Annotated in this window: 7 protein-coding genes; 3 read left to right on the forward strand and 4 right to left on the reverse strand. The window is 43.6% G+C overall.

All coding sequences use genetic code 11. From position 1 onward, the window contains the following. Positions 1–70 precede the first annotated feature (70 nt). Positions 71–1,306: a metal ABC transporter substrate-binding protein gene (locus tag QUA24_RS09065; RefSeq protein ID WP_445242590.1), complete on the forward strand. Its 1,236-nt coding sequence runs from the start codon at positions 71–73 to the stop codon at positions 1,304–1,306. 177 nt (positions 1,307–1,483) lie between these two features. Here QUA24_RS09065 and QUA24_RS09070 read toward each other — a convergent pair whose 3' ends face one another. The 3 genes from QUA24_RS09070 to QUA24_RS09080 are packed head-to-tail and all read right to left on the reverse strand — an operon-like array spanning position 1,484 to position 8,460. Continuing rightward, entirely contained in the window at positions 1,484–5,149 is a 3,666-nt protein-coding gene (locus tag QUA24_RS09070; protein ID WP_333228963.1) for an ATP-binding protein, read from the reverse strand. Further along, complete coding sequence (locus QUA24_RS09075) at positions 5,139–8,177, reverse strand: hypothetical protein (RefSeq protein WP_333228966.1); 3,039 nt, start codon at positions 8,175–8,177, stop codon at positions 5,139–5,141. The genes QUA24_RS09070 and QUA24_RS09075 overlap by 11 nt, the downstream gene beginning before the upstream one ends. A gap of 13 nt (positions 8,178–8,190) precedes the next feature. Next, positions 8,191–8,460: a YciI family protein gene (locus QUA24_RS09080; protein ID WP_190741349.1), complete on the reverse strand. Its 270-nt coding sequence runs from the start codon at positions 8,458–8,460 to the stop codon at positions 8,191–8,193. Between the two features lie 160 nt (positions 8,461–8,620). Here QUA24_RS09080 and QUA24_RS09085 point away from each other — a divergent pair, with 160 nt between their 5' ends. Further along, positions 8,621–9,193 carry a Uma2 family endonuclease gene (locus tag QUA24_RS09085; RefSeq protein ID WP_333228968.1) on the forward strand — a complete coding sequence of 191 codons (573 nt, stop codon included), beginning with the start codon at positions 8,621–8,623 and terminating at the stop codon, positions 9,191–9,193. Between the two features lie 65 nt (positions 9,194–9,258). Here QUA24_RS09085 and pheT read toward each other — a convergent pair whose 3' ends face one another. After that, complete coding sequence (gene pheT, locus QUA24_RS09090) at positions 9,259–11,703, reverse strand: phenylalanine--tRNA ligase subunit beta (protein WP_333228970.1); 2,445 nt, start codon at positions 11,701–11,703, stop codon at positions 9,259–9,261. A 533-nt stretch (positions 11,704–12,236) separates the two neighbouring features. Between pheT and QUA24_RS09095 the strand changes: the two genes are divergently transcribed. Continuing rightward, the gene (locus tag QUA24_RS09095; RefSeq protein ID WP_333228972.1) at positions 12,237–13,868 is read left to right on the forward strand and encodes a serine/threonine-protein kinase; all 1,632 of its coding nucleotides are present in this window, start codon (positions 12,237–12,239) and stop codon (positions 13,866–13,868) included. Positions 13,869–14,053 lie beyond the last annotated feature (185 nt).

Below are 14,053 nucleotides of genomic sequence, written 5' to 3' on the forward strand. Positions count from 1 at the left end.
ACTGTAAAAATGAAAAGAATATGAAATCATCGGTAAATAGGAATAATCGGGAACGCACCAGAGGTAGATAATGCGACAGTCCAAGCTGGAAACCCCTCAAACTATAGGTTTGGCGGCGAAAATCTCAAGTCGGTTAAAACTCATATCTTCCACAATTCTCAATAACAGGCAAGATGCCTGTTCCACAAAGAGTGAGTTTTCTGGTGGGGTGGGCATCCTGCCCGCCCAGACAAGGGTTATTGAGAATGGTGTCAGATGTGAATTAAAAGCGAGAGCAATTGTGAAGCAATCCTATAAAGGGGAGTTTAGCAGTGAGTCGGCGATTGAAACCTCCCGCCATGGATTGAACAAGTCCAAAGTATTTTTTATCAGAACTATTGCCTGCGGCATTTTGACTTTGGGCTTATTTAGTTGTACTCAAACCCAGGGTGATCGCCTCTCTCCAGAGGCAGATGCTAAACCCAAGGTAGTTGCTACCAGCACAATTATTGAGGATTTGACCGATCGAGTAGCGGGTGGCGAAATTCAGCTAACAGGAATTTTGCAGCCGGGAACCGATCCTCACGTTTACGAACCTGTGCCAAAAGATTCTCAAGCTTTAGAACAAGCTAACTTAATTTTGTATAACGGTTACAATTTGGAACCGGGATTAATTAGGATGATGAATGCGGCCGGAATTAAGGCGCGGAAATTAGCAGTGGGGGAAGTTGTCAAGCCTTTGCTACTGAATAAAGAAGGCAATACAGTACCCGATCCGCACGTTTGGGGAAATGTGGAAAATGTAGTTCAAATGGTGGAAGCAATTCGGGATGCGCTAATTGACCTGTCGCCGGAAGATCGGGAGAAGTTTACGCAGAATGCTGTGAAACTTACTGCAGAGTTAAAACGTTTGGATAGTTGGATCGAACAAGAGATTAAAACTATTCCCGAAAATAAGCGCGAATTAGTAACAACCCACGATGCTTTTCAATATTACAGCCGCGCCTACGGATTGGGAAGTGCTGGCAGTTTGATCGGGATTAGTACGGAGGAACAGCCCAGCGCTCAAACGGTGCAAAAGTTAGTAGAATCCGTGAAAGCTGCGGGAGTTCCTGCTATTTTTGCCGAGACTACAATTAACCCGCAACTGATTAGAACAGTGGCGGAGGAAGCGGGGGTGAAATTGGCGGCGCAGCAACTTTATTCGGATTCGATTGGGGCGCCCGGAAGCGAGGGCGATTCTTATGTGAAAATGATGTCTGCTAATACTCGCGCCATCGTCGAAGCTTTGGGGGGGAAATACACGCCGTTTGAAGTTAGCAAGTAGCAAGTATGGTGCGTCAGAATAGTTTTATTTTCTGTGCGGATAGGGTGACAGCTAACTGATAGCCGTTTCCAACAAGAATGCAACCGTAGGTAATATCTAAACCCCAATAGTCATCCTTGATTCCCAATCTAAAATCTAAAATCTAAAATCTAAAATAGTCTGACGCACCTACAAGTTTCAGTTTACCTGCTTCGACAAAATTAAATTGAGCACGTTCAATTCGTTGGAACTTAAAAGATATTTATCTGTAAAAATCTTTTCTCGGCTTTGTTCTAAACTGTAGCTTCTAAACACGATAAATGGAAAGTCTTGATACTTGTGCCCGATCGGCATTACACTATCTACAGGGTAGATCGATCGCACATAAGCCGACAAAATATCCCGAAACCTCCTGTCTTCCGGTTCTTCCAGCCTGCTGTCAGCAAAATACTCTTTCATTTCCTCAGCGCTGACAAAAGCAAACAAGGGTATAGCATAATAGCGATCGAACTGCTGACTCTGCTCTTCAAAATACTGAGTTTTCTCCAAATCGCCGTTAAGAAACTGCAAAAGCTCGATCGCACCTCCTCTTATAGCCGATATTACATTCTCCGGGGACGAATCGCTATCCCTAATTAGACGCATTTTGTGCAGCAACTTCTTCTCTAGACATTCCTTAATTTCTCGATGCAGCGACATCTGGTATGTTTCTACCAAATTTTGCTTAGCTAGAGGTACGAGCAACAAACTACCGCAAACATGACCGAGTTCTAAATTATCATAGCTCAACAAACCATCAAGAGGATTGCACTTTTCCAAAAATTTACGATTAAAATCGTCCCGCATTTCCAGATAGGAATCGCCCTTTTGACGCGACTTATCAGAATTTGTCAAAACAAACTCCCCGCGACCCAAAAGCTGTTCCAGGCTCGTATAAACCTCCTTAAACAACATATTTCCTCGCTGGCTCTCGCTCTTTAATGTCTTAATTAGAGCCGCCATTTTGCTGCTAAAAGTATCCCCGACTGCGGAAACCGACTTACCGCCAATCGGAATCATCAAAAACTTATCCCTACCCAAATATCCATATCCCACAATCCGCGTCATCACCGCAGTCTTGAGAATTAGCAGTAAATTCAACAAACTCAACTTGCTTTCTTGTAAAGAAAGTTCCGCATCATCAGCGTAATAAACTGCTGTATCAGACAGATAAAAAACCAATTCCTTATCTTCACCATCAAGGGTTTTACCGTTGTCATATTCTCCGCGTCCCCGATAAATTACCTGTATCACTTCCATGAGATTTTTCTCAATCTGAAAGCGGGGAATATCTACTAAAATATGCTTAGTTTTTGGGAAAGATAAGCCGCGACTTCCCGATGCAGTCATAAAAATTACTTTAGCTGTATTTTTGCACTTTTGTATTTGCTCCTTCTCCTCTTCCGAGATATTCGCGTGGACTTCCAGATAATCGGTATAGCGATTAAATTCTCGCTCATTTTGGATTTTATCAATTAACTCCGCCAATCTTCGCTTATCCTGAATGTAGACGATAATTTGTTCAACTCCCGGTATTGCTAACCGCTGATTGATATCCTCAATTATTTGAGACTGTACCCGTTTTACCAAATCATAATTTATTTTTAAAGAAATATCTTCAGTGAATTTAACAGCTTCTACAAACACCTTGTAAGTTATCTCTAAACTGCTAGCCGGATAGGAATTCGTATTGATAAGTTTAGCAGCTAATCGTTTAAATTCAAAAGGAATAACTTGTAAAGACGGGATTTGCTCAGAAGTTTTTGGGAGCTTTTTGAAATAGATTTTATCCGGTTCCGGCGAGGTATCATCGAGGTGTTGTTTAATCACGTCCGGGTCAACAATCGAAGCATCGGCTACAATAATTTTAGTATTAAAACCGTGTTTTGGGGTGTGCAAGTCATATTTGTTAAGCAGCCTACCAATTCCATGCAAAAACTCAACGCCGCCGTCGTCTCCAGTAATTTCATCTATCATAATAAAAATGTGTTTTATGCGGCTGGAGATTTCTTGCATTCTAGGAGAAATGACTGCTTTTTCCCCCTTGTTGTAAGCATCTTGAAATATTTTCTCTAAATGCTGGAGAGTATTTTTTCCGGTTTCTGTCACCTTTAAAGACTGAATGGAAACGGTAGCCACGATATTGTTCGATGTTTTACGATTGACGAGCGAATATATTCCCTCACAAATGCTATTTAGCACTCCATGCTTTTTGCCTATCCTAGGTTTGATTACTGTTTCTCCCTTCCTTTCAAGTTGCGGCTGGTGATATTCCTTCCGCTGCATTTCGGCCCTGTTGTTGATGAAGTGGACACTTTTTTCTTGAAAATTTTCGTGATGATTATTTGCGACGTAGTTGACGGTACATTGTCCAAAATTGCTGTCTATAGTATCGGAACTTGAGTTAATGCAAAATAAGCGATTGTCGCACAGCAAACCAGTCTTTTTGTCTCGAAATTTATCGATGATATCTAAGTTGACTTGCTTGCGGGGACTGACGTACAGGAATAAGAAACCGTCCTCGATATGGCTTTTGAGAAAATTGGCGATCGCAGTTGTTTTCCCAATTCCCGGATTCCCCGTCAAAAAGATATAAGTTTCATCAGATTGCAGTGCTTTGACAATCAATTGAGCGTGAGCATTTCTCAGATGTAATCCGCGATCGATTTGCAAATCATCGGCCAGTTTATCTGATATAATATCTATGGAATTAACAAAATTATCGATCCGCTCTGTATTACGTACAGGTGTAGAATTTTTGCCAAGCGTCAACAAATCGCTGACAAACTTTTTGCCATTTTGAAAACTGCGAGCTGCGTTGAGTTGAATCGTATCTAAAACATCGCCGCGAGCATCGTTAATCTCTTTATTTTTCGCTTCCTGCTGGTAGATTTTGGCACAATTCGCCAAGATGTCAATTTTATCACTGCGGAGGGAAATTGCGCTAATTGTGCGATCGCTATAACCGACAACATTCAACAACACCTCAGCACCATCAGGAATCATACCAGTCGTTTGCAGAAAACCGTAGAAGCTGTGAGCGTAGCTACCAGCCTGAATCAACTTAGCGCTTTCCTTATCCTTATACTTAAAAGCCGTAAAATAGCGGTTTAAACCCTCCGAAAAGTCAATACCTAAAGTGCTAGTATCGATTCGCAGATTAGAAAAAACACTTTTCGATCGCAAATAGCTAATTTCTCTGAGCAAAGACTTCCGCATCACCTCTATTTCGTTGAGATTATCGACTTTTTCCGAAGTCAACGGAGGAGTAAACACAGACAAATCAACGCACAGAATTCTAAAATCCTTACCATTTTGCAACAAAATCAGGGTATCAGCTTGCAAAAACTCGCCTTTTTTCTTGTAGCGGCGGATGTAGGAGTTAATCTCATCGTCTGATAAATTTGGTGGCGCTGTTTCAAACTGAGATAATACCTTCTTAAATGCTTTAAAAACTTCTGTCTCATCGTCATTCTGGGTTCTAATACTGTTAGCACAACTCAAACTGCACTGAAAATACAAGATTTGCGATAACCTTAAAGTCCATCCCGTAGATGTGAGGTACTCCCGGAAGAAATTCAACCCACCAATAAAGCCTTTTTGGACAAAAAATAGACTCCACTTCTCAACAATTTTAGCATCCAAACTACCGAGGAGATTAGCTTCCCTAGTTATTTCCGCCATCATCTTTGGCAATTCTAGTTTCTGCAAATCGAGACGGTAGGAATCTCCGAAATTGTGAGCTATATTTTCACGCTGAATATACGCCAGAATCCCAATATTAAATCCCACCTCAAACAGCCGTCCAAAATCTTCACCAATCATGATTAATACCTCCCTCATCCACATTCAAGACTTCTCTTACCTTATTCAAAAATGCCAGGGAATTAAAATCCGCACTACCGCCAGCATGACTAAATACAGACAAAGCACCCACCGATTCATCGCCAATAATGCGCTCGTAGGGGTCAAGTTTTAAACTAATATTGTGACGAGCTTCATACCGAGAAAAGTGGAATATTGTTAGATAATGTAGCAAAGTATTTTTGATTGCACCATCATAAATCAAACCTTCACGAATATCTTGATCGTCTAGGATACCTTGATAGATATTCAACAGTGTCGAGTAGGAAATCACACCGTTATAAAAGTTTTTTTCCTCCCTGACTCTAATTCCGTTAAACAAGTTGAAAAACATCACAGCTTGCTGACTGATATCTGCAAACAAGCTTTCAAGCTCCATTGCATCCTGAATGTAAAAGGATTTTCCCCTATCGCCTAGGAAACTGCGGACATAGTATTTATCAAAGAATATCGGATAAATTTTGATATCCCGCCTCTCTCCTTTCAAAGTTCGGAGCAATTTTTTTGACATGAAAGACAATTCCTCATCTTCCTCAGTCTGAGTAATATGCAGCGTACTCATGTAAGGTGCTTGCGAAATATATGCGAAATTCCGATATCCTTGCTGATAAAGCTGACTCATTGCATCTTCAAGGATTAACGGCTCAGAATAAAGACGGCTGACACTGTAATTCTCGGAAAGTGTTTTCAGCATTTCGACTTGAATTGTACTGTCATCTAGACGATTGATTCCGACAATTTCTCCGATTAAGCAGGCTTGTCTTTGGAAGCGGTTTTGATTGCTTCTTTTCGCATCACTATCCCGGCTGGAAACGACAATAATTGCCAATTTATCCAACTCAGGGGCTAGCTGTACATTATCATCGAATCGAAACTTTTTAGGAAGAATTGAATACAGGGAACTCAAACCGTTACGAATTGTGTAACCATTGGGCGTTTTTCTAATCCGAAATCCTTGAGAAGTTGAGCGTTGTTTTTCACTCAAAATATGAGACAATGTTTTAGAAAGGTTAGCCATAAATTTTTCTGATGGCGAAGGGTGTTTGTCGTCACCTTCGTGGAGCCTCACCATCGGAATAAACAAGTTGTCCGCAGTGTTTTCGAGCAATATCCTCAGACAGATATAGGACAGCAGCAACATGGTAAACTTATACACAAAAATTGCTGCGGGTTGTAAACCTTTATCGCCGCAGTCTAGTCGTCTATCGTCATAGGGAAACACAACTAATTTGGTCTGAAAATGTTTTTCGTAGATTTCTCTAGAGCGAGGGGCTTTAGGTGCAGAAAGTACAGGCAAAACATCGACACCTTTGATATTGTATTCCATGCTAAAATTTTGGCGTTCATCAGTTGGGAAATACCGGACATCTTCGATGCTGATATTGACGGGTAGCTGACAAATAGATTTTTCATCCACACTAGGTTCTTTGACTGTAATATAATGAAGCGTTTGCTTGTAATTTCGCTCCATAATGTCATTAAAAAATTTACCATTCGTCAAAATATTGTCAATATCTTCTACCAGACCTATTTTGAGGTTTACGTGTCGCGTTTCTGTGCGGGTTGGTAAAATTGTTTGACGCTCCAGAAAGCCTTTTAGCATTCTTCTCAGATGCGTAATTTTGTGTTTTATGTTAAACTGATTAAGCCCTTTAATAAAGTTGCGAAAAAGCTCTTTTTTTTGCTCATCGTTAGAACCTTGCAAAACGGGCAAGACTCTTTGTTCAAATAGGATTCTAGGCTGATGATTTAGTTCAGATTCCGGGTCGTAATTTTGTGCTAGTGGGTCATTGCGGGAAGCCAGCACAAAATAGTAGAGCAATGCTATTTTTAACAGTTTGCGGACGAAGGTTTCGGGATTAGAATCCTCATCAAATTCTGCTTGATGTTCTTCACTGTCGGGATTTAGCAGGTTCAGATAATACTCAAATACATCTTTTCCGCCGCGCGCTTGAACTGAGTTATCAAATTTGATTTTGAGGCCAAAGATAAACTTACGCTCGTTACGATAATTGTCCGTACTTTCTCCCAAGTAACCTGATACAATAGGAATAATGGGCAGTGCATCTAAAAATTCTGATCGGGCAAATATCTCTCTGTAATTAACTCGAACTCCAGCATAATTAACTTCGTAGTCACCATCAGAGTTCCCTGGATCGTTGATGTATTCTTCTATTAATCTGAGGCGGCGAATTAAGTCTTCTAAATAGATGATGCCTACAGTATCTGTGTTGCTCGCGCGGATGTGTTCTAGCAGATACTCTAAGTAAGTAATCTTAGCTTCTTTTTGAATTTTGCCGAGAGTTTCTTTGTCTACCAGTCGGATTAATTTGTGGAAATCCGAGTCAAGATTTTTAACCATCTCATCAAGACCGTGGTTAAGGTCTTCTTTCTCACTGCTAGTCTCGGCATTTTCATTGATATAGTTTTGCAAACCCTGCTTGAGTTCTTGTTCAAAAATATCAGTATTTCGGACGGTAACGGTCAATTTATGCAATTTTAAAGCTGCATGGCTTCCAGTACCTCGGCTTTCCAAAGTTAGCCTTTCTTTTTCTAAAGAAGGGTGGCGGATGCCAAAATCGTATTTAAAGCCTAACTCTTGGCCGCTTCCCCGAAAAGAGGGTGAGCATAAGGGACTAATCAAACTAGCGACAAAGCTTTCAATAGAAGTATTTTGTGGCAGTTTAAATTCTAATTGCTGCAGCAAAAACTGTTGAATCTGTCTAACTTGACTGCCAAAACGCTCCTCAATTTCCGGCGGTAAGTTAACAGTAGCAGAATGTGCTTGACGTTCCCCGGAACCCAGGGGTTGCCGCACTTGCTTGTTGGAAACATCCGCAGCAATGGTGTCAATATCAATTAGCAAGCGGCGGTTGTCTTCTGATACGCTAAACGGATTTTTCCCCTGCAAAACTTCTAAAATCTTGTCCAGCAAATCGCCATAATCTACTGGAACTAAATCGCTGTCATCCAATCTTAAGAGATTCACCCTGTTAACTCCTTCAAAAAGCTTGAATCCACTCTTTCACATCGTACTCAGTCCAAACCCCATTTACCCAATAAGGATCGGCTTCCACCAATTGTCGCACGGCCGCCTCATCTTCAGCTTCGTAAATTGCAAAAACTTTTGTTAAATCTTTCGTTGGCCCGATCGTACTTAACACACCCGATTCCTTCTGCTTAGCCAATCCGGCTAAATGAGCGTCTCGAAACGGAGCGCGTTTTTCAAGAACGTCTTCGCAGTAACTTCCCCACATCACATATTTGGTCACGGTTTTGAGCCTTAGATAAATTTGTTTAAAAGTTATTGTACAATAAGAGTAAGTGGATTTAACGAAAATTTTAACGATAAGATTAATGAACCGCAGAGGGCGCAGAGGGCGCAGAGAAAGAGGGGAAAAAGAGAGGTTTGTTAGATAGGAGAAGATTGCTATGACTTTATTAGACATTCGTTTGTTGACGGTTCAAGAGTATCATCGCATGGTCGAAATTGGGATTATTGACGAAGATGAACGAGTAGAATTACTGGCAGGACAAATAGTAAAGATGGCAGCCAAAGGAACAGCACACGGTGCAGCGTTGAAACGGACTGTAGAGCTATTACAGAACCTTTTATGGGGCTTGGTATTGCTAAGCATACAAGATCCTGTTCGCTTAAATAATTTCTCGGAACCGGAACCTAACATTGCTTTACTTGTGCGAGATCCACTTTACTATGAAGACCGCCATCCAACTCCGTCTGAAGTTTATCTGATTATTGAAGTTTCCGATACTACGCTGAGAACAGATTTGGGGATTAAAGCGACTATTTATGCTCAGTCTGGAATTGCAGATTATTGGGTTTTGGATGTTAATAATCGGCAACTTCACGTTTTTCGAGAACCGAGTCAGGATGGTTATCTAAGTCAAGTGATTCTGGCGGAGGATGGGAGTATTTGTCCTTTGCGATTTCCTGATATTTCCTTCGCTGTGCGGGATATGTTGCGGCCGTTGGTGTCAATTTAACGCTTTTCTCTGAGTCCGCCAGGGAATTCATTCCCTGGCGGTTTATTAGTGAGTAGGAGCCTATTTTAGCTTCTCAAACTAACGCCGAATTTCTCAACTAAAACATCGCGCACTTTTTGTTGGGCCGGTTCGACATCGGTTTCGCTTAATGTTCGATCGCCCGCGCGGTAAATTAACCGAAAAGCCAAACTCCGCTGTCCCGCCGGCACGTTGTCGCCCCGATATTCGTCGAACAATTCGACGGAATCCAGCAAACTACCGGCCGCCTTTTTCATCGCACTCTGCATCTCAACAACCGGAACTTCAACCGGTGCGAAAAATGCAATGTCTCTGTCAGAAGCGGGGAAACTCGAATAACCCGCGAATTTGCGAGTTAAGCTGCTCGATCGCCCTAATTCACCCAACAGCACCGCCAAATCTAATTGAAACACGTAAACCTGCTCAGGCAAATCCTTTTCCTGCTGCAATTGCGGGTGCAACTGTCCGAAAACTCCTAAATGTTTCCCGTTTAACGATAACGCAGCGGTGCGGCCCGGATGCAAGCGTGTATTCGAGGAATCGCTTTGATATTGCACCGCCAAACCCAACTCCTGAAACACGCTTTCCAAAACCCCCTTAGCCTCAAACCAAGTCAAAGGTCGATCGCGCCCTCCCTGCTGCCACTTCCACACAGTTGGATCGCCGCCGATAATCCCCGCAACTGCATCGGCTTCCTTCATTGCATCCCCATCTTTCCAGAAAATGCGGCCGACTTCAAAACCGTTTAGCGCCCCATTTCCCTGTTCCAAATTGTACTGGAAAGCATCAATCAAACCCGACAGCATTTCTGTCCGCAAAGCCGAATACTCCACAAACAGCGGATTCGCCAGCACCACCTGATTGTCTCCCTCAGTTTTCACTAAAGAATAGTGCATCAACTCCGTCAACCCTGCCGCCCGAAAAGCCGATCGCACATTCCGAATTGCCGCATATTCCGGCGACAGATAACCGGGTTCCGTTTTGCTGGGCAAAGTATCGCAGAAATTGTCATAACCGTGGAGTCTGGCAACTTCTTCAATTAAGTCAATTTCCCTTTCTAAATCGCGGTAACGGTAAGGAGGAACAGTTATCGCAAACACCCGTTCTTTTTCCGTCGCAACAACTTCGCATCCCAAGGCTATGAGAATATTTTTTACCTCTTCCGGTTCCAGATATTTAGAACCGCCGGTTTGTCCTCTTTTCAACTGCCCCAAAACCAGATTTACTCTGTCTAAACGCAATTCGAGCGATCGCGAAAAACTCAAATCATCGCCCGAACTCGCCGTTTTCTGTACCGTCGCAGCGCCTCCAGCTAACTCCAAAATTAGAGCTACAGCGCGGTTGCAAGCCGTCGTCAATGCCGCCTGATTCACCCCCCGTTCGTAGCGGATCGATGCCTCGCTCCGCAGGCCTTGAGCGCGGGCAGAACGGCGAATCGTTGCCTGGTCAAAAATCGCTGCTTCCAAGACTAAATTTTGCGTTCCTTCGTGAACTTCCGTATCTTCACCACCCATTACCCCAGCTAAGGCAACAGGTTTGTCGCTAGCAGTAATTAACAGATTTTGAGCTTGCAAATTGCGGTTTTGTCCGTCCAAAGTTTTGAAGGATTCGCCTGTTTTGGCAAAACGGACGCCGATGCTAATATCTTGAGTACCCGTGAAAGATTGCAGGCGATCGCGATCGAAAGCGTGCAGCGGCTGGCCCCATTCCAATAAAATGTAATTAGTCACGTCAACCACATTATTAATCGGCCGCACTCCCGCCGCCTTCAACCGCTGCTGCAACCAAGCTGGAGAAGCAGCAATTTTGACACCTTCAATTGCCGTGCCGATGTAAATCGGGCATCCTTGCGGTTCCGATATTTCTACTGCCAAACCAGGACTTTCTTTGCCCTCAATCGCCACACCATTCGCTTCGGGAATTCTCAAACTCGCCCCAGTCAGCGCCGCCACTTCCCGCGCCACGCCCACCATGCTCAAAGCGTCAGCACGGTTGGCAGTTGCTGTCAAATCTAAAATCACATCGTCTAAGCCCAAAAGTGGGCGAATATCGCTGCCCAATTCGGGATTTTCTAACTCAAAAATGTGAATGCCTGCTGACTCTTTAGATAGTCCCAATTCCGCCAGAGAGCAAATCATTCCTTCGGAAGGAACGCCCCGCAATTTAGCAGGTTTAATCTTTAAATCAATAGTCGATAAATAAGTGCCGACAACAGCGACAGGCACATAAATGTCTGCCCTAGCGTTGGGTGCGCCGCAAACAATATTCAGAGCTTCTGAAGAGTCGACATCCACTTGACAAACTCTCAATTTGTCTGCATTCGGATGCTGTTCGCAGGCGATGATTTTGCCCAAAACTACACCGCTTGCCCACGGGCGGCGGTCTTCAATTTCTTCAACTTCAAAGCCTGCCATTGTCAGAGTTTCGGCTAATTCTTCCGGCGATATTGCCACATCCACCAATTCCTGCAGCCACTTTAGAGAAATACGCATAATTTAGTCAGTAGTTAGTTGTCAGTGCTCTGTAGTTATTAGTCATTAGTCGGCGCCGACGGGCTACGACTTTTGAGTCCCAGAATTTATTCGGGAAAGCTTTTCATAGCATACTAATTTAATTTTGTCAATACTTTTATGGTACACATCAGCAAAAACGAGGGATCTGCCCAAAGGTAGATGTTTACTGGGGGATGAGTAGAATTCTCATTCAGAGAATGAGGTATGCTAGATACATCTAACAACGCAAAAAGCACTTAAGTTTAGAAAGACTTTACACAAAAAAGCACAACTTTAGCAAGTCTTTAAACTATCTTCAAGGATAATCAACCGAAAAAACTCAAACCAGCGAGATAATCAAAATAGGGAAAAGATATCGGCTTAAAAGACTTAGGTGCAATTCCAATTCGCGATCGAACGCACGGCTTGCCGAAAACTGATAGATTAGTATGTCTACCAGAAGCAGGAACAGGCTATTTGTGCAGTCGAGCGACGCTGACAAGATCAGAACAACATAGGCAAACTCAATCAATATGAGCTACTGCGTAAATCCGGGCTGTCCCCATCCTCAAAACCCTGCTGACTCTATTCTTCAGTGTCAGACTTGCGGTGCGCGGTTATTGCTGCGCGCTCGCTACCGAGTCATTGAACCGTTAGGACAAGGAGGTTTTGGAGCTACATTTCTGGCAAAAGACATCTCATTGCCCGGTCAACCGAGTTGTGTAGTCAAGCAACTGCGACCCAGTAGTTCGTCGCCGCGAGTTTTAGAAATGGCGCGGGAATTATTCAAGCGAGAGGCGAAAACCCTCGGCCAACTGGGCGACCACCCGCAAGTACCGAGGCTGCTAGACTATTTTGAAACGGAACAGCAATTCTACTTAGTTCAAGAGTATGTTAAAGGCTCGACTTTGAAACAAGAAGTCAAGCACTCAGGCCGTTTCAACGAATCGGATGTTAAAAATTTTCTATTAGAAATTCTGCCAGTAGTGCAATATATCCACAGCCAAGGAGTAATTCACCGAGACATCAAACCCGCAAATATTATTCGCCGAATTCAAGACGGTCACTTAGTTCTGATTGACTTCGGAGCGGTAAAAGACCAAGTTAGCCAAACAATATTATTAGACCCCGCCGACCAAAGCGCCAACACGAAATTTTCAGTGGGCACATTTAGTTTTGCCCCCCCGGAACAAATGGCGCTGCGGCCTATATTTGCCAGCGACATCTACGCAGTGGGTATGACTTGCTTGTACTTGCTGACAGGAAAATCGCCCAAGGATTTAGATTTTGATGGAGTAACCGGCGAAATTGTTTGGCAGCCACACGTTCAGGTAAGCCCAAATTTTGCGCGGATTCTCGACAAAATGCTCAAGCCGATGGTTGGGCATCGCTTCCAATCGGCAGCAGATGTCCTCAGAGCTCTCTCGGGCCAATTTGAAGACCCAAGTCTTGTGGATGGCTTGGCAACTCAATTCAACGCCTCTTCTCGTACAGTTGAAGAACCGACAATATTTAATGACGAGGGTTCTTCGTGGTCACCCCCTCAGAGCAAAATTAATCAAGATTTACGATCGAACCACACCCGCACTGGTAGAACTTCCTTCAGCCAATCCGGGAACACGGGAATGCAGCCGAGAGTTTCCCGGACTCTGGCTGAGTCCGGCAGAACTTTCGGAACCGTTGGACCTTCTAGTGGCAATTTAGCAGGGTCAAAGCTATCGAAAGTTGCTCCTAAGTGGGACACCAACAGCGTGCGAGCGGCATATTTTAAAGGCAAGCGCGATTTTGCTGACTGCGAACTGTCTGGCCTGCAACTGCAAAAAGCGCAGTTAGCGGGGGGGAATTTTTATCAGGCTAGGTTGGTGAAGGCAAATTTGCAAGCAGCGGATTTGTCGGGCGCGAATTTGGGTCACGCGAGGTTAATTCAGGCGAATTTGCGAGATGCTAATTTGACTGAGGCTTATTGCAGCACTGCCAATTTTGAAGGCGCGGATTTCCGAGGTGCTGACTTGACGGGGGCTTATTTGACTAAGGCGAATTTGCGGGGAGCAAATTTGTGCGGGGCGAATCTTACGAACGCTACAGTTTCTGAGGAACAACTGGCAATGGCAAAGACCAATTGGCTTACTGTTAAGCCTGATGGTAAGCGGAGTTTTGGATTTTAAGCAGTCAGTAGTCAGTAGGCAGTTGTCATAAGTTAACAGTCAACAGTCAACACTCAACACTCAACACTCAACACTCAACAGTCAACACCCCACTCCCCCAGTCAGGTGAGTCGTCAGGAGGAAGCTCGATCGCCCCAAAGCCGCCTAAATTAAGAACTAGGAATGGAGGATTCGATCGCACCTAA

Source organism: Microcoleus sp. Pol12B5, assembly GCF_036701335.1.
Lineage (GTDB): Bacteria > Cyanobacteriota > Cyanobacteriia > Cyanobacteriales > Microcoleaceae > Microcoleus.

What these genes read in the sequence shown, in the direction of transcription:
- QUA24_RS09065 (WP_445242590.1), top strand. Translation starts at nt 71, where the DNA reads ATGCGACAGTCCAAGCTGGAAACCCCTCAAACTATAGGTTTGGCGGCG.
- QUA24_RS09070 (WP_333228963.1), bottom strand. Translation starts at nt 5,149, where the DNA reads ATGATTGGTGAAGATTTTGGACGGCTGTTTGAGGTGGGATTTAATATT.
- QUA24_RS09085 (WP_333228968.1), top strand. Translation starts at nt 8,621, where the DNA reads ATGACTTTATTAGACATTCGTTTGTTGACGGTTCAAGAGTATCATCGC.
- pheT (WP_333228970.1), bottom strand. Translation starts at nt 11,703, where the DNA reads ATGCGTATTTCTCTAAAGTGGCTGCAGGAATTGGTGGATGTGGCAATA.
- QUA24_RS09095 (WP_333228972.1), top strand. Translation starts at nt 12,237, where the DNA reads ATGAGCTACTGCGTAAATCCGGGCTGTCCCCATCCTCAAAACCCTGCT.